We start from the raw sequence: 21,095 nt of genomic DNA on the forward strand, positions 1-21,095 counted from the left end.
TCCGTGGAGCGTTGCCAAGACTGATCGGAATTTTCATCTTCCAGGCTAGGAAGCGGTAACCTTAATTACCTGTAAAATCCATTCTTTCCAATAGGATAGATGCGCATCTCGTACGTCGCGCCGGTTTTGGCGTCGGACATGCTCCTGGTCTGCCGAGCGGCCGCGGCGGGCCGGAAGGAGAGGCGAGATGGCACAGGTTTGGAAATCGGCAGAACGCTTTGCGGCGGACAAGCGCGGGAATTTCGCGATTCTGATGGGCGTCGCCCTGTCGGTGCTTGCGACGGGCGCAGGGTTTGGGGTCAACACGGCGCAGCTTTTCAACGCCAAGTCATCACTCCAGAACGCGCTCGATGCGGCTGTGACCTCCACGGCGCGCGATTTGACGACGGGCGTGATCCGCGAGGAAGACGCGCGGGTGTCCGTCGAGGCGTTCCTGACCGCAAACGGCGCCGGTTCGTTCGCGCGCCAAGGCGTCACGCTTGACGACGTGATCGTAGATCGCCGCGCCAAGACGGTCGATGCGACAGCGACGGTGAATGTCCCGCTTGCGTTTCCGCTGTTTGGCGCGGAACCGGTCCGGCAAGTCGGCGCGCGCACGGCGGCGGTCTATTCGGACCAGAAGGTCGAGGTCGCGATGATGCTCGATGTGACGGGGTCGATGGATGGCTGGAAGCTCAGGGAACTCAAGGCCGCCGCCAACATCGCCGTCGAAACGCTACTGGGCGGCCAGCGTGCTGGGCAGGAGCGGGTTCGCGTTTCGATCGTGCCATATGCCAATTCCGTCAATGCCGGGTTGCTTGCCGAAAGCAGCGTGTTCGTCGAGCGCAGCATGGCGGACCGCAAGGCAGCGCCTGCCAACACTGCGGCGAGGACTGTCGCGATGCGACCGGACAATTGCGCCACCGAACGCAAGGACGCGCGCTATCGGTACAGCGATGCCGGTCCCGAATATTCGATGATCAACCGCGATTACTTGATCGACGACTTCATTCGTTATTACGACAGGAATGTAAAAAGCCGCACGTGTCCGACGACAGCGCTTGTGCCGCTCACCAGTGACCGCAGCACTTTGAACAAAGCGATCGACAGCTTCAAGGCCGTCGGGGGCACCGGCGGGCATATCGGCATTCAGTGGACGTGGTACATGCTGTCGGAACGGTGGGCGGGGGTGTTGCCTGCCGTCTCGCGTCCGGCGCGCGTGACGGACAATGTGAGAAAATACGCGATCTTGATGACGGATGGCGAATTCAACCTGTCCTATTTCGACGCGTCGCATCACGACCAGGTCTATAACGGAAACGGCAAGCGTCAGACGCGCGACGCGGCAGTGCGTCTTTGCCGTGAAATGAAGGCGCAGGGGATCGAGATTTTCACCATCGGGTTCGATCTGCGTGACTCCAACGCGCGAAACACGATGCGCGACTGCGCGTCGGCGGGAAGCCAGACGCGGCGCTATTTTTACGATGTGGCCACTGGCGACGAACTTAAAACGGCGTTTCTGGAAATCGCCGGGACCATCGAAAGTCTCTATGTCAGCAGATAGAAAAAGGGCCGCCCTTAAAGGCGGCCCTTTCGTGTTTCCGTCCGTGGCGCGACCCGTGCGGCAGCGATCACTGCCGTCGTCGCGTCACGCGCCTTATCAGGAAGACTGCTTCCCGAAAGGACGATCCGCCGGGACCACGCTACGGAACATGGAATCACTCGACATCGGATCACCTCCTTTCAGTTCGTTGAACACACACCCAATGTGGGCGCTCGAAGACGGTTCGTCAACGCGTCTCGCCATGCCGGCTCTTCACGAAGGGCAACAGGGCAAGACCGATAATGAACAGGAAGATGATCGGCGTCACGCCGACGCGCTGCGCATCGACCGGTGACAGGCCGAACCCTTCGGATGCCACGATGCCAGTGACGACGGCGATGGCGAGCGGACCGATGAAGGCAGTCGCCTTGCCTGATAGTGCGTAAAGACCAAAGGCTTCGGTCACGCGCTCCTTGTCGACCTGATCGACCAGCAGGGTGCGCGAGGCAGCCTGGATCGAGCCGCCCGCCGCGCCGATGAGACAGCCTGCGACGTAAAAGGCGATGACTGGCAGGCCACTGCCTTCGGCGACCGGCATGAACAGCACCTGCGTTTGCGTCGTCGAAATGATCAGCGCACAGCAAAGCGCAAGGACGACCACCGACCATGCGACGACGCGTTTCGGTCCATGGCGCTGATCCATCAGGCCGCCGACCCAGGCACCGACCGCTCCGGTGATGTTGGACAAGATTCCGAAAATACCGATCTGGATGATCGAGAGGCCGAGTACGCCGGCCGCATAGATGCCGCCGAAGGCATAGAGCGCATTCAGCCCGTCGCGATAGAACATGGATGAGATCAGGAAGGAGAAATAGCTGCGCTCGGACGGCAGGCGCTTCAGCGTCTGGCGGAGCTTCGTCAGACCTTCACGGATGGCACCTTTTATGGCCGGCTTACGCGCGATGTCGGGCGTGAAGAGCATCATCGGGAGCAGAAAGACGAGATACCACAGAGCCGTTAGCGGGCCCGCCGCGCGGTCGCCTTCACGCGCCGCCGGGTCTAGGCCAAGGATCGGCTCGAAGCCGAGCAGCGTGCGGCCCGTCTCCGGAGAGGCCGACATGAAGCCGAGAACGAGGATCAGGGTGATCAGCCCGCCGACATAGCCCAGCCCCCATGCCGAGCCGGACAGGCGACCGAGTTCGGCGCGCGGGACCAGCGTCGGCATCATGGCGTTGTTGAAGACGGCAGCATATTCCATGCCGAAAACCGCGAGCGCGACGATCACGAGTATCCATGTCGGGTCGCTCATGCCCGGGGTGGCGAACCAGAGCATCCAGCAGGCGAAGATGCCGATTACCGAAAAGACGGCGATCCACGGTTTGCGCGGTCCGCTCGCATCGGCGATCGCGCCAAGAACGGGAGACGAAAAGGCGATGAGCAGCCCACCGATACCGGTCGCGTAGCCCCACATTTCCTGACCGCGCGCGGCATCCGGTGCGACGGCGGCGGCGAAATAGGGCGCGAAGACGAAGGTGACGATGAGCGTATGGAACGGCTGCTGCGCCCAGTCGAACAGCATCCATCCCCAGATGCCGCGCCGCGAGGCGCGTTGTTCACCGTCATGCCACGACGCATGCTTCCCCGTCTGCGTGCTCGCCATCGCTCCCCCTATCTTCTCTGCCTAGTTTGTCACGGCCACGTCTGTCAGATCCGCCATCAACCCGGCCGCGACGGTCAGGCGCGATACGGTGATGTCTCCGCCTTCCGTCAGGCTTTGCAGACGCTCGCGCGTGCGCGATATGCGTGCGCCGCCGGCCTCGATCCATGCGTCGACGGGCGCGGCGTCCTTCGGAAAGGCCCCGAGCGCAGAAGCCGCGATGCCGCGACGTGCCGCGTTGATCTGGTCGGTCGCACGGGCGACGGCGAGGCCGTCATAATAATCGGCGGTCGAGATCGAGCGCGCCGCATCGGCGATGCGGCCGATCCGGAACGCGTCGGTTACGGCGAAGAAGGCGCGCGCGGCGGTTTCCAGCCCGGCCGATGCGGTTTCGGCGACGAGCGCGATGTCGGGGATCATCTCGAAGACATGAAGATGGGCGACCCGCTCGGCGAGCTTTTGCGAGACGCCGGCTTTCAGCATGGCGGCAATGCGTTCCTCCTGCCGTTCGGCAGTGAAGGGCGGCAGCATTCGGCCAAGCTTCGGCTCAAGCGCCTTTCGCGCGTTGCGCAGCCGTTCGATCTCCGCCCCGACGGTCTCGCCGGTCAGGTCGTTCTTGAGGAACCAGGCGCTCGCCGAATGCACGAGCCGGCCGACCTGCTGGTAGAGCTCAAGCTGAGTCGTGCCCTCGATTTTCGTGTCGAGCGCGTCGATATCCGAATAGAGCGCCGGCAGGTCGAAACCGTCGCGAACTACAGTGAAGGCCGCGACGATATCGGCGGCGGACCGGCCAGTCAGATCCTGCAGGCGGGTCACGAAGGACGGCCCGCCGCGATTGATCGCCTCATTGGCAAGCTGGGTCGCGATGATCTCACGGCGCAGCCGGTGCGTCTTGATATCGCCAGGAAATTTCTTGGCCATCTTGGCCGGGAAATAGGCGATCAGGTCGGCTTCCAGATGCGCATCGTCAGGCAGGCCGGACGCGACAAGATCGTCGAACAGCACGAGCTTGGCATAGGCGAGCAGCACGCCGATTTCGGCGCGGGTCAGCGGCTGACCACGGCTTTCCCGTTCCGCCATCATCTGGGTCGAGGGCAGCACCTCGACCGCGCGGTCGAGAAGCTGCCGCGCTTCCAGCGCCTCCATGAAGCGCTCCTGATAGCCCAGATCGGCCACGCCGCGACGGGCGGCGAGCGATATGGCGAGCGACTGGCGGTAATTGTTGGCGAGAACCAGATGCGCCACCTCGTCGGTCATGTCGGCCAGAAGCTTGTCGCGGTTGGGGCGGGTGAGGCTGCCGACGCGCATGGCCGATGCGAGCGCGATCTTGATGTTGACCTCGACGTCTGAGGAATTGACGCCGGCCGAATTGTCGATCGCATCAGAATTGCAGCGCCCGCCCAGCATTCCGTATTCGATGCGGGCACGCTGCGTGACGCCGAGATTCGCGCCTTCGCCGATGACTTTCGCGCCGATTTCCGCAGCGGTGACGCGCAGCGAATCGTTGGTCTTGTCGCCGACATCTGCGTTCGATTCGGTCGAGCCGCGCGCATAGGTGCCGATACCGCCGAACCAGAGAAGATCGACCTTCGCCATCAGAATCGCGCGCATGATCTCAACCGGTGTGGCGCGCGTCGCGCCAAGGCCGATGGCATCGGCCGCCGCCTGGCTGAGCTCGATCGATTTCTGATTGCGCGAGACGATCATGCCGCCTTCGGACAGCTTGCTTTTGTCATAGTCCTGCCAGCTCGATTGTCCCTTGTCGAAAAGGCGCTTGCGTTCCTCGAACGAGGTTTCGGCGTCCGGGTTCGGATCGATGAAGATGTCGCGATGGTCGAATGCGGCGATCAGGCGTGTCGCATGCGACAGGAGCATGCCGTTGCCGAAGACGTCGCCCGACATGTCGCCAACGCCGACGACGGTGAACGGCTCGGTCTGGATGTCGCGGTCCATCTCGCGGAAATGGCGCTTGACCGCTTCCCACGCGCCGCGCGCCGTGATGCCCATCTTCTTGTGATCGTAGCCCGCAGAGCCTCCAGACGCGAAAGCGTCGTCGAGCCAGAAGCCGTGCGCCTGACTGATGGCGTTGGCCGTATCGGAGAAGGTCGCGGTGCCCTTGTCGGCCGCGACGACGAAATAAGGATCGTCCCCATCATGGCGCAGGACGTTGTCGGGTGTGACGACCTTGCCGTCTTCCAGATTGTCGGTGACCGACAAGAGTGAAGTGATGAAGTTGATATAGGCGGCCTTGCCCGCTTCGAAGATTTCGCCCCGGTTGCCGCCGACTGGCAATTGCTTGGGATAAAAGCCGCCCTTTGCGCCGACCGGCACGATAACCGCGTTCTTGACCTGCTGCGCCTTGACGAGGCCGAGCACCTCGGTGCGGTAGTCCTGCGCACGGTCGGACCAGCGAAGGCCGCCGCGCGCGACCGCGCCGAAACGCAGATGCACGCCCTCGACCTGAGGACCATAGACGAAGATTTCGCGCCAAGGCCTCGGGTCCGGCAAGCCGCGAAGCGCGCGTGAATCGAGCTTGAAGGCAAGTGAGACGCCGTCCCGTTCGGCGGCGTAGAAGTTGGTGCGCAAGGTGGACTGGATGAGGTTCAGATAGCGGCGGATGACGGCGTCGTCGTCGATCTGCGGCACGTCCTCCAGCGCCTTTTCGATGGCTTCGACGGCCTTGTCGACCGAGCCGTCATCGCCAGTGCCGGCCGGATCGAAGCGCGCCGTAAACAGCGAGATCAGATGCCGGGCGATGTCGGGATACCGATTGAGGACGGATGCGATGAAATCCTGATTCTGCGGAATCCCGGCCTGCTGGAGATAGCGGCCATAGGCACGCAACAGGCCGATGTTCTGCGCCGTCAGGCCCGCCGTCTGGACCAGCGAGGCATAGGCGTCATTGTCGCTTTCGCCGTTCCATACCGACAGGAACACGGTCTTCAAAAGTTCGCCGCCATCCTTCATGTCGATTTCGCCGCCAAAAGCGCTCACCAGTTCCATGTCGTGCAGGAAGACCGGCGCATCGCTGCCGCGTGCAAGTTCGAAAGTGCGTTCCGAGATGACCCTGAACCCCATGTTCTCAAGAAGGGGAACGCGTTTGGACAAGGCGACGGGTTCGCCCTGATGATAGATTTTCAGGCTGGCCTGCGTTTTTTTTTCGCCGGGTTGTCGGTAAAAATCGATCGCGATCTTGGCGTCGTTGTCAAGGTCGGCGACGACGGCGGCATCGCGCATCGCATCGCGTGCAGAAAAGAAATTCCGGTAGGCTTCGCCGAAGCCGGCGGCAAGGGCGGCGAATTTCGGATCGGCCTGGTTCTCGCTCACCTCTTCGCGCAGCGCGTCGTCGAAGGTGCGCACGATGTCACGCAGCGCGGCTTCCATCTCGTTCGTGTCGCACCTCGGCGTCTTGCCTCCGGATCGGCCGATGATGAAATGGACGCGTGCCAGCGAGCCTTCCGGGAAGGCTGGGTAATAGGCCGAGAGGCGACCGTCGAAGGTTTTCGCCAGGTAACGGCCGATGCGTTCGCGCACCGCCGAATCGTAGCGGTCGCGCGGCACATAGACGATGACGGAGACGAAGCGGTCGAACTGGTCGACGCGGTGAAGAACGCGCACGCGCGGCCGTTCGCCAAGCGCGAGGATCGCTTCGGCATGTTTGCGAAGAACCGGCACGGAAATCTGGAAAAGCTCGTCGCGCGGATAGGATTCGAGGACGTTGATGAGCGCCTTGCCGGAATGATCGGACGGATCGAAACCGGATTTTTCCAGAACCGCGCCCACCTTGGAGCGCAGATAGGGGATTTTCAGGACCGACCGCGTATAGGCGGTGGAGGTGAAAAGGCCCACGATGCGCAATTCGCCGAGCAGCCGCCCCTTCTGGTCGAAGGTCTTGACGCCGACATAGTCGAGATAGATGCGGCGGTGGACGACCGATTTCGCGTTCGCCTTGGTGACGAGCAGCGCGTCGGGGCCGTGCAGGAACTCGCGGATTTCAGGCGTCGTCGTCACCGGCTCTCCGCCACGGCGCAACACGCGCACGTCGGGATCGGCAAGGATGCCGAGTCCGCCTTTGGGCGAGCGCTCCAGCGTGCCGTCGGTCTCGCCGCCCGAATAGCGCAGCTCGCGCATGCCCAGGAACGTGAAATTGTCGTCACGCAGCCATTCGAGGAAGGCGACGGCCTCGGCCATCTGGCTCTTTTCGATTGGGATCGGGTTATAGCGGTATTCGCTGATCGCCTGATCGAGGCGTGCCAGCATCGGTTTCCAGTTGGATACGGCAAGGCGGACCTGTCCGAGTACATGCTGGATACGGGTTTTCAGCGCCGCGCATTCCTCGTCCGTCAGTCTGGCGACATGGACATGGATGATCGAAACACGGTCGGTGTCCGCATCGCCATGCGCGCCGCCGGCTTCGCTGACGAGTTCGGAAACGCCCTTCTTCTCGTGGCGCACGAGAACCACGGGGTGAAGGACGAGCATGGCTTCGCCGGCCTGTTCGGCGATCTCGCCCATGACAGAATCGAACAGGAACGGCATGTTGTCGTTGATGATGGTGATCGCGGTGAGTGTACGGCCCTGCCGTTCGATCTCGCCGCCATTGTCGAACACGACGAGGCTGTCGCCGCGCTTGTGCTTCGTTAACGCCCGGTAGGCAAGTTCGGCCGCTTTGGCGAAGGCTTGCGGCGTATAGGCTTCGCGATCCTCGACGGGTGCGCGCGACTTGAAGAAGCCGGCGAGCTTTTCGGCACCGGCATCCGGATCCACATTCGTCGTCGATGCAGTCTTGCGCGCAGCCATGAAAAGCGTCTCCCGTCCTGTTTTGTCGCCGACACTAGATCATCCGGCCGGAAAGTGGCACCGGTTTAACGGAGGAAATTCACGTCGTATCGGTTGCAGATACGTTTGAAAGGGAGATGACAGGATGAGCGAGCGCGTCACCGCACTGAAAATCGAGCAACCCGAACTTTCGGACGGCACGAAAGCCTATTTCGCCAAATGCGAGGAAAAGCTGGGGCTCGTGCCCAACGTTCTTCGCGCCTATGCCTTCGACGAGAAGAAACTGCGCGCCTTCACCGACATGTACAACGATCTGATGCTGGGCGATTCGGGGCTGTCAAAGCTCGAACGCGAGATGATCGCGGTCGCGGTCTCGGCGGTGAACCATTGCTATTACTGCCTGACCGCGCATGGCGCGGCGGTACGGCAATTGTCAGGCGATCCAAAGCTCGGAGAGATAATGGCGATGAATTATCGTGCGGCAGACCTGAGCGCAAAGCAGAAGGCGATGCTCGATTTCGCGGTGAAGCTGACGGAGACGCCTGACAAAATCGAGGAAGCCGACCGGCAGGGGCTGCGCGATGCAGGATTCTCGGATCGCGACATTTTCGACATCGCCTCAACCGTCGGGTTCTACAACATGTCCAACCGCGTCGCCGCGGCGATCGATATGCGTCCGAACGACGAATATCACGCGATGGCAAGGTAGCTCTAATCCGTCTCGCTTTTCAGCGGGCGCGATAAAAGACGTGTGGCGGCGTCCTTCATGGTGATGTGCCCCGCGATCAGTTCGGCCGTCGCCTCGATGATCGGCACGTCGACGCCCTTGTCGCGCGCGATGGACAGCGCGATGCCGGCGGTCGCCGCGCCTTCGGCGAGCTTCATGCCGGTTCGGTCGCGCCCTTCGCCCAGCGCCACGCCATAGGCGAAGTTGCGCGACTGCGTCGACGCGCAGGTCAGCATCAGATCGCCGAGGCCGGATAGGCCCATCAGTGTTTCGGACCGCGCGCAGAACGCTGCGCCGATACGGCGCAATTCGACGAAGCCGCGCGTGATCGTGGCCGCCTGCGCCGACGCGCCGAGGCCTGCGCCCGACACTGCGCCGGCCGCGATGGCGAGCACGTTTTTCAACGCGCCGCCGATTTCGACACCGACGAGGTCGTCCGTGGAATAGCACCGGAAAGCGGGCGCGGAGAGGCGTTCGGCAAGCGCGAATGCCTGGCTCTCGTCTTCCGACGCGACCGTGACGGCAGTCGGCAGTCCGCGCACCACATCAGCCGCGAAGCTTGGGCCGGACAGCGCCGCAATCGTCGTGTCGGGCAGGATTTCGCGGGCGATTTCCGAGACGAGCCGTCCGGTCGTCCGTTCGATGCCCTTGGCGGCGAGGACGAGCGGCGAAGCGGCGGATATGAAGGCCGCCGCTTCGCCCAGTACTGCACGCGTTGCCTGCGTGGGGATCACGGAAAGCACGATGTCAGCGCCGGCGAGCGATGCGCCAAGATCCGTTGTGGCGATCAAACCCGCATCCAGCTTAACGCCCGGCAGATAGCGCGGGTTCTCGCGGCGCTCGTTGATCGCGTCGACCGTTTCGCTATCGCGTGCCCAAAGCCTGACCTCGTGACCGGCGCGCAGCATGGTGACGGCGAGCGCCGTGCCCCATGCGCCGCCGCCCAGAACCGCGATCCGGCCGCTCATGCCTTGGCTCCCCGCTTGCCGGACCCGATGACGGGCGCGGCGGCTTCATCCAGCGGCCAGCGCGAGCGCGGGGCAAGGTCCATCGCGTCTCCCACATCAAGACCGGCCGCCAACCTTTCCGCACCGGCCCAGGCGATCATCGCGGCGTTGTCGGTACACAGCGCCATGGGCGGCGCGATCAGCCTGAAACCCGCCGCCGCGCAGGATGTTTCGAGCGCGGCGCGGATCGCCTTGTTAGCCGCGACGCCGCCGGCGACAACCAGCACGCGGTCCGCCTGATCGGGATAGGAAGCTGCGAAGGCGGCAAGTGCCTTGCCGAGCCGCTCCTGAAGCGTATCGACGATGGCAGCCTGAAACGACGCGCAGATGTCGGCGACGTCCTGATCGGAAAGCGGCGCGATGGCGTTGGCGGCTTGACGCACTGCCGTTTTCAGGCCGGAAAACGAAAAATCGGGCCGGGCTTCTCCGCGCAGCGGGCGCGGAAAGGAAAAGCGCTTGCGGTCGCCGCGCGACACCCATTCCTCGACGCTCGGCCCGCCCGGATAGGGAAGGCCGAGAAGCTTCGCCGTCTTGTCGAACGCCTCGCCGAGCGCGTCGTCGATGGTCGAGCCGAGGCGGCGATAATCGCCCACGCCGCGCACTTCGACGATCTGCGTATGACCGCCGGAGACGAGCAACAGGAGATAAGGGAACGCGACATTTTCGACGAGGCGTGCGGTCAGAGCATGGCCTTCGAGGTGATTGACCGCCACGAGCGGCACGCCGGAGGCCGCCGACATCGCTTTGGCGGTCATCAGCCCGACGATGAGCCCGCCGATCAGGCCCGGGCCGGCGGTGACTGCGACGGCATCGAGATCGCCAAGCTTCACGCCGGCTTCGCCAAGTGCGGCTTCTATGACACCGTCGAGCGCTTCGACATGGGCACGCGCGGCGATTTCCGGCACCACGCCGCCGAACGCCGCATGATCCTCGATCTGGCTGAGCACGATATCGGACAGGATCGCGGGCGCGCCATCATCGGCGCGCGCCACCACGGCCGCCGCCGTCTCGTCGCAGCTCGTCTCGATGCCAAGCACGCGCATATCGTCGCTACACCTTTTCAAGAACCGTCGTTCGGTTGCCGTTGTCGGCCTTCGTCGCTAGGTAGGGGCGACCTATCACGGACGCTACTTTATGCAAACAGACCTTATCCGGATCGGAACGCGCGGAAGCGCGCTGGCGTTGGCGCAAGCCGAGGAAACGCGTGCGCGCCTGATGGCGGCGCATGCCCTGCCGGCCGACGCGTTCGAGATCGTTGTCATCTCGACGAGCGGTGACCGCATTCAAGATCGGCCGCTGTCGGAGGCCGGCGGCAAGGGGCTGTTCACGAAAGAGATCGAGGAGGCGTTGATCGCAGGCGGGATCGACATCGCCGTCCATTCCTCCAAGGACATGCCGACTCTGCTTCCCGACGGGCTGGAGCTTTCCTGCTTCCTCGAACGTGAGGACGTGCGCGACGCTTATATCGGCAGGAAAGCGCCCAAGCTGGAAGACCTGCCGCAAAATGCGGTCATCGGGTCCTCGTCGCTGCGCCGGCAGGCGCTGATCCGCCGAATTCGCCCGGATATCGATGTCGTGCTCTATCGCGGCAACGTGCAGACGCGGCTGCGAAAGCTTTCCGAAGGCGTCGTCGACGGCACGCTTCTCGCCAATGCCGGGCTGAAGCGGCTCGGCCTCGATCACGTCATCACCGAGCTTCTGCCGGTCGAAAGCTTTCCGCCCGCACCGGGGCAGGGTGCGATCTGCATCGAGAGCCGGATCGGGGATCGCCGTGTGCTCGATCTTCTCACGCCGATCTCGCACGAGAAGACGACGCAGGCGCTCCTTTGCGAGCGCGCGTTTCTCGGCACGCTCGACGGATCGTGCCGCACGCCGCTGGCCGGCTATGCACAGATCGACGGCGACGCGCTTTCATTTTTCGGCATGATCCTGTCTCCGGACGGGCGGCAGGTTCATGAAGTCCGCCGCGAGGGCAGGGCGGCGGACGCTGCCGCGATCGGAGCTTCGGCGGGCGAGGACATTCGCGCGCGAGCCGGGGCGCAATTCTTCGAAAGCTGGATCTGAATGGCCCGGCGCGTGCTCGTAACACGGCCCGAGCCGGGCGCGGGTGCGACGGCGAAACGCCTTGCCGCATGCGGCTTCGAGCCGGTCGTTTTGCCGTTGACGAGGATCGTACCGGTCGAGCCAGCGCCATTGCCGGAACGGATCGACGCGGTGGTCGCGACCAGCGCCAACGCGTTTCGCCATGCGCCGCCTGCGCTTTTAGGGCAACTGGCCGACAAGCCGCTCTACGTTGTCGGCGAAAAAACGGCGGCGGCTGCGAAGCGGTCCGCGAGGTCCAGCGCGAGCGACGCAGCAGCGCTTGCCGATAAGATGATCGCGCATCTCAAACCGTCGTCGCACATCCTGCATCTGGCGGGCCGTGTGCGCCACACAGCGCTAAAAGAAAGCCTCGAAGCGGTCGGTCATAAGGTGGTCGAGATCGAAGTCTACGATGCCGTTCCGTTCGCGTTCGAGCCGGGCGAAATCGGAACCAAACTCGGCGCAGAGCCGTTCTGGTCCGCGTTGGTGTATTCGCAGCGCGGGGGCGAAATCCTGAGACAGATTGCAACGCAGGTGCCAGCGTCGTTTGCCTCCACGGTTTTCGTGTGCATTTCTAGGGAAGCCGGTTCTGGCCTTGCAGATACGAGGTGCGAACTAGCCTTTGCAGATTCGCCTGACGAGGCGGGCATGCTGGACGCGCTCGAACGGCTGGACTGACGGAATTGAGGGGCGAACATGCCCCGGAAACTGAGAACGGGAGTGCGGGCATGTCGAAGACGCCTAGATCGCGACAGTCGGGGCCGAAGCAGTCGGGGAGCACGATCGACATCGATCCGAAAGATGTGAAGCGCATCGAAGGCACGACGCCTGCGCCCGAGGAAGGCGTCAGCGACATCACCTCGAAGGAGAGCATGACGCCGGCAGACGATGCGAAGGATGCCAAGCCAGTCGAGGTCAAGCCAGCGCCAGTTGTCCCGCCCGCCTCATCCGCCAAGGTGACGCCCGATACTAAACCGGCCGAGGCTGCCAAGGCTAAACCGGAAGTCAAGCCTGAGCCTTTGAAGCCGACTACCGCCAAGCCCGACGATAAGCCGAAAGCTTCGACCGCCACGCCGTCCGCCTTTGCCACGAAGCCCGCGAGCGCTTCCACGCCACCGCCTGCGCGACAGGACAAGCGCGGCAGTTCCGCGCTCATGGGCGGCGTGATCGGCGGCCTGATCGTGCTGGCGCTTGGTGCGGGGCTTCAGATGGCTGGTTTCTGGCCGACGAGCGAGCAGCAGGACGACGGGCGCGTCATCGCGTTGCAGAGCGAGGTCGATACACTGCGCGCCGACATCAACCAGCTTCGCTCCGCAACCGGCGACAGCGCTGCAACGAACGAGCGTCTTGCCGCACTCGAGACCGCCATCGCCGATGTCGGCAACGCGCCCGACGCAAGCGCTGCGCTCGCCGAGGTGGAGCAGCAACTGACGAGCACGGGCGAAACATCGACGCAGAACGCTTCGCGTCTCGACGCGATCGAGCAGAGCGTGACCGATCTGGAAACGCGCCTTGCAGCGGCCGAGGAAACCAGCCCCGGCCAGCGCATCATCGCGGCGTCGGCCCTTAAATCCGCGATCGATCGCGGCCAGCCTTTCGCGGGCGAACTCGACGCTTATGCGGCGCTCGGCGGTGAAGGAAGCGAACTCGACGATCTGCGGCCCTATGCGGATGCCGGTGTTCCAACGCGGGCCGAAATCAATGGCGAGGTGGAGACTGTCGCGCGTGCGATGATCGCCGCAGGTTCTGGCGCTGCCGCCGATGCAGGACTTCTCGACAGGCTTTCAGCCAGCGCCCGCTCGCTGATCCAGGTGCGCCCGGTGGGCATGGCTGAAGGCGAGGACGTTTCGGCGATCGTCGCACGGATAGAGACCTCCGTGCAGCAGGACGACTATGTGCGCGCGATATCCGAATATGAGAGCTTGCCGCAGGACGTGCAGTCGGCGGGCGCCGATTTCATCGAAAAGGTGCGCGCGCGGCACGCGGCCGACCAACTGATCGACGACGCGCTTGCCACCGCGCTTCAGGATAGCTGAGGAAACGACGACACCATGATCCGCATCCTGTTCTTCCTCGTTCCCGTCTTTGCGCTCGGCATCGCGTTCGCGTGGCTCGCCGACCGGCCGGGCGACATGATCGTCACCTTCGGCGGCTATCAGTATCAGGTGAGCCTTTTCGTCGCCGCGCTTCTGGTCACGGCGCTCGTTGCGGCCGTCATGATCGCGTGGTGGCTCGCCAAGTCGATCTGGACGAGCCCGCACGCCGTTTCCAGCCATTTCAGGAAGCGCCGCCGCGAACGTGGCTACGAGGCGCTGTCGGCCGGCATGATCGCAGCCGGCGCGGGCGATCCGACCTTGGCGCGCAAGAAGAAGAAGGAGGCGATGAAGCTCCTGTCGTCGGATCGCGAGCCGCTGGTCGCGCTTCTCGACGCGCAGGCATCGCTTCTGGAAGGTGACCACCCGGCCGCGCGCGCCAAGTTCGAGGCGATGCTGGAGAAGCCGGAGATGAAGCTTCTGGGCCTGCGCGGCCTTTACCTTGAAGCCGAGCGCGTCGGCGACCGTCAGGTCGCGCGCCATTATGCCGAACGGGCGGTCGAGACCGCGCCACAGCTTGCTTGGGCGTCTGGCGCGGCGCTCGAAGAGCGCACGGAGGCGGGCGACTGGGACGGCGCGCTGCGTCTTGTCGACACCCAGAAATCCACCCAGCAGATCGACCGCGAGACCGCCGAGCGCCGCAAGGCCGTTCTGCTGACCGCGCGGGCGATGGACCTTCTCGATGCCGAACCCGTACAGGCCAAGAACGCTGCGCTTGAAGCCAGCCGGCTTGCGCCCGATCTCGTGCCGGCTGCCGTGACAGCTGCGAAGGCGCTGTTTCGCCTCGACGATCTGCGCAAGGGCGCAAAGGTGCTTGAAGCCGCATGGAAGCGGCAAGCGCACCCTGAAATCGCCGACGCCTACGTCAATGCGCGGCTGGGCGATTCCACGCTCGACCGTCTGACCCGCGCGAAGAAGCTTCAGGCGCTGAAGCAGAACAATCCCGAATCGGCGCTGGTCGTGGCCCGCGCGGCGCTCGCCGCCGGCGATTACAAGCTTGCCCGCGAGCAGGCCGAAGCGGCGATCCGTCAGGAGCCGCGCGAGGGAGCCTATCTCGTTCTCGCCGACATCGAGGAGGCCGAGACGGGCGATCAGGGCCGTGTGCGCCAGTGGCTCGGCAAGGCGCTTCGCGCGCCGCGCGATCCGGCCTGGGTCGCCGACGGGTATGTCTCGGACCGATGGGCACCGCTGTCGCCTGTCACCGGCCATCTCGACGCCTTCGAATGGCGCGCGCCGGTCGAGCGGCTCGGCCAGGTCATCGAGGCCGGGGACGAAGCGCTCGCTATTAAGCCTATCTTGCCGGCTCCAAGTGAAGCGAAGCCCGGAAAACCCGAAACGCGCCTTCTCGACGCGCAGGACGACATCATCGACGTGGAGGACACGCCGGAGCCCGCGCCTGCAAAGCAGGTCGATGCAACGGCTGAAAAACCAAAAGCCGAGCCGAAGGATACGCCTGCCATCGTTCCGCAGGAGCCTGAAAAAGCGCAGGTGAAGCCGATGGAAAAGCCGGTGCCCGAACCAAAGCCTGCGCCGAAGGCGGAACCTGCACGGCCCCAGCCTGCGAACGACGTGAAGCCCTTGAGCGAGGCGAAAGCGCCACCGGCCATAACCGAGGCGCAGCCGAAACCGGCGGAACAAAAGCCGGTCATGCCGGATGGCGAACCAGTAGACGAGATCGAGCGCGAACCGGTCAAGGCACCGATTCCCGACGATCCGGGTGTCGACGAAAACGACAAGCCGCAGGCCGAAAGCCGGTTCAAGCTGTTCTGACGGTTTTCTTCATTGCCTTAATATTGGCCATTGCACGCGCGTTGCGTTAAATGAATGCACAGGCGCGTGATTCTTCAAGCTCGCATTCAGGGAACGCCGCTCACCCATGCTCGACCGACTTCTATCGCTTTTCCGTGACGTGCCTGCCCACCGGAGCAATGCGGATCGCTCCGACGATCCGCGCGTGGCGGTCGCGGCACTGATGTACCACATCATCGATGCGGACGGCGTCCGCGGTGCCGAGGAGGCGAACACGCTGCGCCGGACGATCGCCGAGGCCTATCAGCTTTCCGGCAGCGAACTCGACAACATTCTGGTCGAGGGCGAAACGGCCGAGCGCGATGCCGTCGATCTTTATACCTTCACCAGCGTCGTCAACCGGCATCTCGATCATCCGGCAAAACAGGAACTCGTCTCCCTGTTGTGGGAGATGGTCTATGCCGACGGCGAGCGCCACGAGTTGGAAGACAACATCGTGTGGCGCGTCTCCGAATTGATCGGCATCGAGCCGCAGGACCGCGTGGCGCTTCGCCGCCGCGTTGCCGAACGGCTGAGAAGCGGGGAAACCGAAGGGGAAACGTAAGGGCGATGCTTGACCGGCCGATCCAGATAGCCGCGCGCGGCAAAAGACAGATCCTCGTCGTTCTTCATCAGGAGCATTCGAGCCCCGGCCGTGTCGGCCAGTTGCTCGTCGCCAACGGTTTTCACCTCGATATCCGGCGGCCGCCGCTTGGCGACCCTTTGCCGGATACGCTTGCAGAGCATGACGGTGCCGTCGTTTTCGGTGGTCCTATGAGCGCCAACGACCCGGAAGAATACGTCAAGCGCGAAACAGACTGGATCGCGGTGCCGCTTCGGGAGAAAAAGCCGTTTCTGGGCATCTGCCTTGGTGCGCAGATGCTGGTCAACCATCTCGGTGGCAAGGTAGGCGGTCGCGAGGACGGTTTGGTCGAAATCGGCTGGTATCCGATCGAGGCGACCGACGAGGCGCGTTCCCTACCGATCGACTGGCCGGACATGGTCTACCAGTTCCATCGCGAAGGCTTTTCGCTGCCGTCCGGCGCGCAACTTCTGGCCACGGCGCGCGACTATCCCAATCAGGCGTTCCGCTATGGAGAGAACGCGTGGGGCATCCAGTTCCATGCCGAACTGACCCGCGTCATGATGCACAAATGGGTGGTGAAGGGCGCGCATCGTTTCGTGCTGCCCGGTGCGCAGCCGGGCAGGGATCATCTGCATGGTCGGATGATGTGGGACCTTAAATTGAAGGCCTGGCTCGATGGTTTTCTGAAGCTCATCTTTGAACGCGAGTCACGTGCCGATGCCTCTGCCCGGCATCCCTCGCGCACGTCCGCGCTTTCCTGAAATCATCGCCTCCCGTCATGCAACCTATCGCTCCATTCAAGGTTTCGCTCATGAACGAATACGGGGCGATACCACATGACCGGACAGGCGACGAAGACACCACGCGGACGTGACGCGGAGTGGCCCTCGGCCATCCCGAAGGCCGGGTGGACGGACATTTTCTGGCGTGTGTGGGCGAACATCAACGAACACCGGGTGATGCTGATCGCGGCGGGCGTCACGTTCTATCTCTTGCTGGCTCTCTTCCCCGCGCTTGCGGCTTTCGTGTCGATCTACGGGTTCGTCGCCGATCCGGTCACGGTCGCCGACCATATCTCGTTCCTCGGTGGGCTGTTGCCGTCCGCATCGCTCGATATCATCTACACGCAGCTCGAAGCGCTGGCCGAGCAGAGAACCGAAGCGCTGAGCTTCGGGTTCATCACTGGCCTTCTCATCGCGCTGTGGAGTGCGAATAACGGCATCAAGTCGATGTTCGAGGCGATGAACGTCGCCAATCAGGAGACAGAGAAGCGCTCCTTCATCAAGCTCAACCTGATCTCGTTCTGCTTCACGCTCGGCGCGATGTTCCTGGCCATCTCTTTCATCTTCACTGTGGGTGTCGTGCCGGCCGCTCTTGCGCTTTTGCGACTCGACGAGTTCGGACCGATGCTCATCGCGGCGATGCGCTGGCCGATCATGTTGCTGATCATCGTCACCGGCATTTCGCTTCTCTACCGGTTCGGGCCGAGCCGCGAGTTCGCCAAGTGGCGCTGGCTGTCATGGGGTGCATGCTTCTCGTCGATCGTGTGGGTCATAACCTCGGTCGGTTTTTCGTGGTATCTCCAGAACTTCGCCGACTACAACGCGACTTACGGTTCGCTCGGCGCCGTCATCGGCTTCATGATGTGGACGTGGATTTCCGCGATGATCGTTATCGTCGGAGCCGAGATCAATGCCGAGATCGAGCACCAGACCGCAATCGACACAACGATCGGCAAAAAGCGTCCGCTCGGATTGCGCGGCGCGACGATGGCCGACACGCTCGGCCGGCAGGCTGAAACCCATATTCCCGACGAACACATGAAGGATGGGCAGACGGGCGAGAAACCTCAAAAGGCCGGGATCGGCTTCCTAGCCGCGGCCGCCGTCGTGATGATGGCGATTCCGGTGCTGCACCGGGTGAAGTAGTCAGGAAAGCGCAAAAATGAAAATGGCGGGCAATGCCCGCCATGATCGTGTCTGGATATGCGCCTGAAATCAGACGGCGTCGTGCAGCGTGGAAAGCTGCGCGATCAGCTGCTCGGCCTTCGAGCGGCTGTCGTCGTCCTTGGCGTCGTCAAGGTCCTCGCGCGCGTCCTGGATGCGCTGCTGGATGTCGTTCTTGTCCAGTTCGGCAACCGCGACGGACGATTCGGCCAGCAAGGTGCAGCCTTCAGGAAGGACGTCGGCAAAGCCGCCGAAAACGACGTAGCGATCTTCGCGCCCACCACTGAACTGCACTCGCACGACACCCGGCTTCACCGTCGTCATGAACGGAGCATGGTTGGCCATGACGGTGAATTCGCCCTCGGAGCCGGGGATAACGACAGCTTCGACTTCCTCGGAAACGAGGAGGCGTTCCGGCGAGACGAGTTCGAATTTGAAGCGTTCAGCCATGGTCACTCACGCGGGTAGGAAGGAAAGGGAAGGACGCGCATCGGCGCGTCCTTCGAACAGTCTGGATCAGGCCGCTTCGGCAGCGAGCTTCTTGCCCTTTTCGACGGCTTCGTCGATGGAGCCGACCATGTAGAAGGCGGCTTCCGGAAGGTGGTCGTATTCACCGGCAACAAGGCCCTTGAAGCTCTTGATGGTGTCGGCGAGGTCGACGAGCTTGCCCGGCGCGCCGGTGAAGACTTCGGCGACGAAGAAGGGCTGTGACAGGAAACGCTCGATCTTGCGGGCGCGGGCGACGGTCAGCTTGTCCTCTTCGGAAAGCTCGTCCATGCCCAGGATCGCGATGATGTCCTGAAGCGACTTGTAGCGCTGGAGCGTCTGCTGCACGTCGCGGGCGACCGCATAATGCTCCTCGCCGACGATCTGCGGATCGAGCATGCGCGAGGTGGAGTCCAGCGGATCGACGGCCGGGTAGATACCCTTTTCGGCGATCGAGCGGTTCAACGTCGTCGTCGCATCAAGGTGCGCGAACGAGGTCGCCGGAGCCGGATCGGTCAAGTCGTCGGCCGGAACGTAGATGGCCTGAACCGAGGTGATCGAACCCTTGGTCGTCGTCGTGATGCGCTCCTGCAGGGCGCCCATGTCGGTCGCGAGCGTCGGCTGATAGCCCACGGCCGAAGGAATACGGCCGAGAAGCGCCGACACTTCCGAACCCGCCTGCGTGAAGCGGAAGATGTTGTCGACGAAGAACAGAACGTCCTGGCCCTGATCGCGGAAATATTCGGCGACGGTCAGACCCGTCAGGCCGACGCGGGCACGCGCACCGGGCGGCTCGTTCATCTGGCCGTAGACAAGCGCGGCTTTGGAGCCTTCGCCGCCGCCGGCCTTGTTGACGCCCGACTCGATGAACTCATGATAAAGATCGTTGCCCTCGCGGGTGCGCTCGCCGACGCCGGCGAACACCGAGTAACCGCCGTGCGCCTTGGCGACGTTGTTGATCAATTCCTGAATGAGAACGGTCTTGCCGACGCCGGCGCCGCCGAACAGGCCGATCTTGCCGCCCTTGGCGTAGGGCGCCAGAAGGTCGATGACCTTGATGCCGGTGACGAGAATTTCGGATTCGGTCGACTGCTCGATATATTCGGGAGCCGGCGCGTGGATCGCGCGGGTTTCCTTGGCGCCGAGCGGGCCGGCCTCGTCGATGGCTTCACCGACGACGTTGATGATGCGGCCGAGCATTTCGGGGCCGACGGGCACCGAGATCGGCGCGCCGGTGTCGCGCACGGCCTGACCGCGGACGAGACCTTCGGTCGAGTCCATGGCGATCGTGCGGATGGTGTTCTCGCCGAGGTGCTGCGCGACCTCCAGGACGAGCCGCTGACCATTGTTGTCGGTCTCGAGCGCGTTCAAGATCGCAGGGAGCTGTCCCTCGAAGGCAACGTCGACGACGGCGCCGATGACCTGACGGACCGTGCCGGTCGCGCCAGATGCGGCAGGCGGGGCCGCCGTGATTTTGGTAGCTGCTTTAGCCATCGTTTCTCAGCCTCTTTCTTCATGGCGCACAAGGTGCGCCCAAGTCGATTACAGCGCTTCCGCGCCGGAAATGATTTCGATCAGTTCCTTGGTGATCTGCGCCTGGCGCTGACGGTTGTAGGTGATCGAGAGCTTCTTGATCATGTCGCCGGCATTGCGCGTGGCATTATCCATCGCGGTCATCTTGGACCCCATCTCGCCGGCTGCGTTTTCGAGCAGCGCGCGGAAAATCTGGATCGAGATGTTACGCGGAATGAGATCGCCGAGGATTTCGCTCGCATCCGGCTCGTATTCGTAAACCGGCGTATTGCCGACCTGCTCATCCGATACGACCGGTGCGGAAGCCGGAATGAGCTGCTGCGCCGTCGGAATCTGGCTGATCACCGATTTGAACCGCGAATAGAACAGCGTCGCGACGTCGAACTCGCCCTGATTGAAGAGCTGGATGACCTTGCGCGCGATCTGGTCCGCATTGGCGAAGCCCACCTGCTTGACGTCGCGCAGTTCGATGCGCTCGACAATCAGATTGGCATAGTCGCGACGAAGGATATCGTAACCCTTCTTGCCGACGGTGATGATCTTGACTGTCTTGCCTTCGGCCAGAAGCTTGCGGGCATGGTCGCGCGCCAAACGCGAAATCTGCGAATTGAAGCCGCCGCACAGTCCGCGATCGGCAGTCGCGACAACGAGCAGATGCACGTCGTCCTTGCCGGTGCCCGACATCAGCGGGGGCGCGTCGACGGCGTCGACCGCACCTGCAATGTTCGCCAGAACCGCCGACATGCGCTCCGAATAGGGGCGCGCGGCCTCGGCAGCCTCCTGCGCGCGACGCAGCTTCGCCGCGGCGACCATCTGCATCGCCTTGGTGATCTTCTGCGTCGCCTTGACCGAGGCGATGCGGTTACGAAGGTCTTTCAGTGAAGCCATG

The 21,095-nt window shown here is 63.3% G+C and carries 16 protein-coding genes; 9 read left to right on the forward strand and 7 right to left on the reverse strand.

All coding sequences use genetic code 11. The features are described 5' to 3' along the window. Window positions 1–187 precede the first annotated feature (187 nt). Window positions 188–1,543: a TadE/TadG family type IV pilus assembly protein gene (locus ACX82Z_RS21120; RefSeq protein WP_459591049.1), complete on the forward strand. Its 1,356-nt coding sequence runs from the start codon at window positions 188–190 to the stop codon at window positions 1,541–1,543. Between the two features lie 226 nt (window positions 1,544–1,769). Here ACX82Z_RS21120 and ACX82Z_RS21125 read toward each other — a convergent pair whose 3' ends face one another. Together ACX82Z_RS21125 and ACX82Z_RS21130 are read right to left on the reverse strand one after the other, a co-directional pair. Beyond that, window positions 1,770–3,182, reverse strand: a complete 1,413-nt coding sequence (locus tag ACX82Z_RS21125) for an MFS transporter (RefSeq protein ID WP_459591050.1) — start codon at window positions 3,180–3,182, stop codon at window positions 1,770–1,772. A gap of 21 nt (window positions 3,183–3,203) precedes the next feature. After that, on the reverse strand, window positions 3,204–7,979 hold the full coding sequence (locus ACX82Z_RS21130; RefSeq protein ID WP_459591051.1) for an NAD-glutamate dehydrogenase: 4,776 nt from the start codon (window positions 7,977–7,979) through the stop codon (window positions 3,204–3,206). A gap of 124 nt (window positions 7,980–8,103) precedes the next feature. Here ACX82Z_RS21130 and ACX82Z_RS21135 point away from each other — a divergent pair, with 124 nt between their 5' ends. Further along, entirely contained in the window at window positions 8,104–8,667 is a 564-nt protein-coding gene (locus ACX82Z_RS21135; protein WP_459591052.1) for a peroxidase-related enzyme, read from the forward strand. 2 nt (window positions 8,668–8,669) lie between these two features. Here the strand turns inward: ACX82Z_RS21135 and ACX82Z_RS21140 are convergent, their stop codons facing one another. Further along, entirely contained in the window at window positions 8,670–9,653 is a 984-nt protein-coding gene (locus tag ACX82Z_RS21140; RefSeq protein ID WP_459591053.1) for an NAD(P)H-dependent glycerol-3-phosphate dehydrogenase, read from the reverse strand. Next, window positions 9,650–10,735, reverse strand: a complete 1,086-nt coding sequence (tsaD, locus tag ACX82Z_RS21145; protein WP_459911928.1) for a tRNA (adenosine(37)-N6)-threonylcarbamoyltransferase complex transferase subunit TsaD — start codon at window positions 10,733–10,735, stop codon at window positions 9,650–9,652. Before tsaD ends, ACX82Z_RS21140 begins: the two co-directional genes overlap by 4 nt. 91 nt (window positions 10,736–10,826) lie before the next feature. Here tsaD and hemC point away from each other — a divergent pair, with 91 nt between their 5' ends. From hemC to ACX82Z_RS21180, 7 genes are all read left to right on the forward strand, one after another. Then, on the forward strand, window positions 10,827–11,756 hold the full coding sequence (gene hemC / locus ACX82Z_RS21150; protein ID WP_459591054.1) for a hydroxymethylbilane synthase: 930 nt from the start codon (window positions 10,827–10,829) through the stop codon (window positions 11,754–11,756). Beyond that, entirely contained in the window at window positions 11,757–12,452 is a 696-nt protein-coding gene (locus tag ACX82Z_RS21155) for a uroporphyrinogen-III synthase (RefSeq protein WP_459591055.1), read from the forward strand. A 50-nt stretch (window positions 12,453–12,502) separates the two neighbouring features. Further along, entirely contained in the window at window positions 12,503–13,810 is a 1,308-nt protein-coding gene (locus ACX82Z_RS21160; RefSeq protein ID WP_459591056.1) for a COG4223 family protein, read from the forward strand. Window positions 13,811–13,825: 15 nt separating this feature from the next. Further along, entirely contained in the window at window positions 13,826–15,637 is a 1,812-nt protein-coding gene (locus tag ACX82Z_RS21165) for a heme biosynthesis HemY N-terminal domain-containing protein (protein WP_459591057.1), read from the forward strand. Between the two features lie 106 nt (window positions 15,638–15,743). Next, on the forward strand, window positions 15,744–16,220 hold the full coding sequence (locus tag ACX82Z_RS21170; protein WP_459591058.1) for a tellurite resistance TerB family protein: 477 nt from the start codon (window positions 15,744–15,746) through the stop codon (window positions 16,218–16,220). A 5-nt stretch (window positions 16,221–16,225) separates the two neighbouring features. Continuing rightward, a complete protein-coding gene (locus ACX82Z_RS21175; protein ID WP_459591059.1) occupies window positions 16,226–17,002 on the forward strand; it encodes a glutamine amidotransferase in 777 nt (258 codons plus the stop codon). Window positions 17,003–17,077: 75 nt separating this feature from the next. Further along, the gene (locus ACX82Z_RS21180) at window positions 17,078–18,169 is read left to right on the forward strand and encodes a YihY/virulence factor BrkB family protein (RefSeq protein ID WP_459591060.1); all 1,092 of its coding nucleotides are present in this window, start codon (window positions 17,078–17,080) and stop codon (window positions 18,167–18,169) included. A gap of 69 nt (window positions 18,170–18,238) precedes the next feature. Here the strand turns inward: ACX82Z_RS21180 and ACX82Z_RS21185 are convergent, their stop codons facing one another. From ACX82Z_RS21185 to ACX82Z_RS21195, 3 genes are all read right to left on the reverse strand, one after another. After that, on the reverse strand, window positions 18,239–18,637 hold the full coding sequence (locus tag ACX82Z_RS21185) for a F0F1 ATP synthase subunit epsilon (RefSeq protein WP_459591061.1): 399 nt from the start codon (window positions 18,635–18,637) through the stop codon (window positions 18,239–18,241). A gap of 66 nt (window positions 18,638–18,703) precedes the next feature. Continuing rightward, on the reverse strand, window positions 18,704–20,167 hold the full coding sequence (gene atpD, locus ACX82Z_RS21190) for a F0F1 ATP synthase subunit beta (RefSeq protein ID WP_459591062.1): 1,464 nt from the start codon (window positions 20,165–20,167) through the stop codon (window positions 18,704–18,706). 48 nt (window positions 20,168–20,215) lie between these two features. Beyond that, window positions 20,216–21,094, reverse strand: coding sequence for a F0F1 ATP synthase subunit gamma (locus tag ACX82Z_RS21195; protein ID WP_459591063.1), 879 nt, complete (start codon window positions 21,092–21,094; stop codon window positions 20,216–20,218). Between the last annotated feature and the right edge of the window lies 1 nt (window position 21,095).

The organism is Aliihoeflea sp. PC F10.4 (genome assembly GCF_054612275.1).

What these genes read in the sequence shown, in the direction of transcription:
- ACX82Z_RS21170 (WP_459591058.1), top strand. Translation starts at nt 15,744, where the DNA reads ATGCTCGACCGACTTCTATCGCTTTTCCGTGACGTGCCTGCCCACCGG.
- ACX82Z_RS21195 (WP_459591063.1), bottom strand. Translation starts at nt 21,094, where the DNA reads ATGGCTTCACTGAAAGACCTTCGTAACCGCATCGCCTCGGTCAAGGCG.
- tsaD (WP_459911928.1), bottom strand. Translation starts at nt 10,735, where the DNA reads ATGCGCGTGCTTGGCATCGAGACGAGCTGCGACGAGACGGCGGCGGCC.
- ACX82Z_RS21160 (WP_459591056.1), top strand. Translation starts at nt 12,503, where the DNA reads ATGTCGAAGACGCCTAGATCGCGACAGTCGGGGCCGAAGCAGTCGGGG.
- ACX82Z_RS21185 (WP_459591061.1), bottom strand. Translation starts at nt 18,637, where the DNA reads ATGGCTGAACGCTTCAAATTCGAACTCGTCTCGCCGGAACGCCTCCTC.
- ACX82Z_RS21130 (WP_459591051.1), bottom strand. Translation starts at nt 7,979, where the DNA reads ATGGCTGCGCGCAAGACTGCATCGACGACGAATGTGGATCCGGATGCC.
- ACX82Z_RS21175 (WP_459591059.1), top strand. Translation starts at nt 16,226, where the DNA reads ATGCTTGACCGGCCGATCCAGATAGCCGCGCGCGGCAAAAGACAGATC.
- atpD (WP_459591062.1), bottom strand. Translation starts at nt 20,167, where the DNA reads ATGGCTAAAGCAGCTACCAAAATCACGGCGGCCCCGCCTGCCGCATCT.
- ACX82Z_RS21140 (WP_459591053.1), bottom strand. Translation starts at nt 9,653, where the DNA reads ATGAGCGGCCGGATCGCGGTTCTGGGCGGCGGCGCATGGGGCACGGCG.
- ACX82Z_RS21135 (WP_459591052.1), top strand. Translation starts at nt 8,104, where the DNA reads ATGAGCGAGCGCGTCACCGCACTGAAAATCGAGCAACCCGAACTTTCG.
- ACX82Z_RS21125 (WP_459591050.1), bottom strand. Translation starts at nt 3,182, where the DNA reads ATGGCGAGCACGCAGACGGGGAAGCATGCGTCGTGGCATGACGGTGAA.
- hemC (WP_459591054.1), top strand. Translation starts at nt 10,827, where the DNA reads ATGCAAACAGACCTTATCCGGATCGGAACGCGCGGAAGCGCGCTGGCG.
- ACX82Z_RS21180 (WP_459591060.1), top strand. Translation starts at nt 17,078, where the DNA reads ATGACCGGACAGGCGACGAAGACACCACGCGGACGTGACGCGGAGTGG.
- ACX82Z_RS21120 (WP_459591049.1), top strand. Translation starts at nt 188, where the DNA reads ATGGCACAGGTTTGGAAATCGGCAGAACGCTTTGCGGCGGACAAGCGC.
- ACX82Z_RS21165 (WP_459591057.1), top strand. Translation starts at nt 13,826, where the DNA reads ATGATCCGCATCCTGTTCTTCCTCGTTCCCGTCTTTGCGCTCGGCATC.
- ACX82Z_RS21155 (WP_459591055.1), top strand. Translation starts at nt 11,757, where the DNA reads ATGGCCCGGCGCGTGCTCGTAACACGGCCCGAGCCGGGCGCGGGTGCG.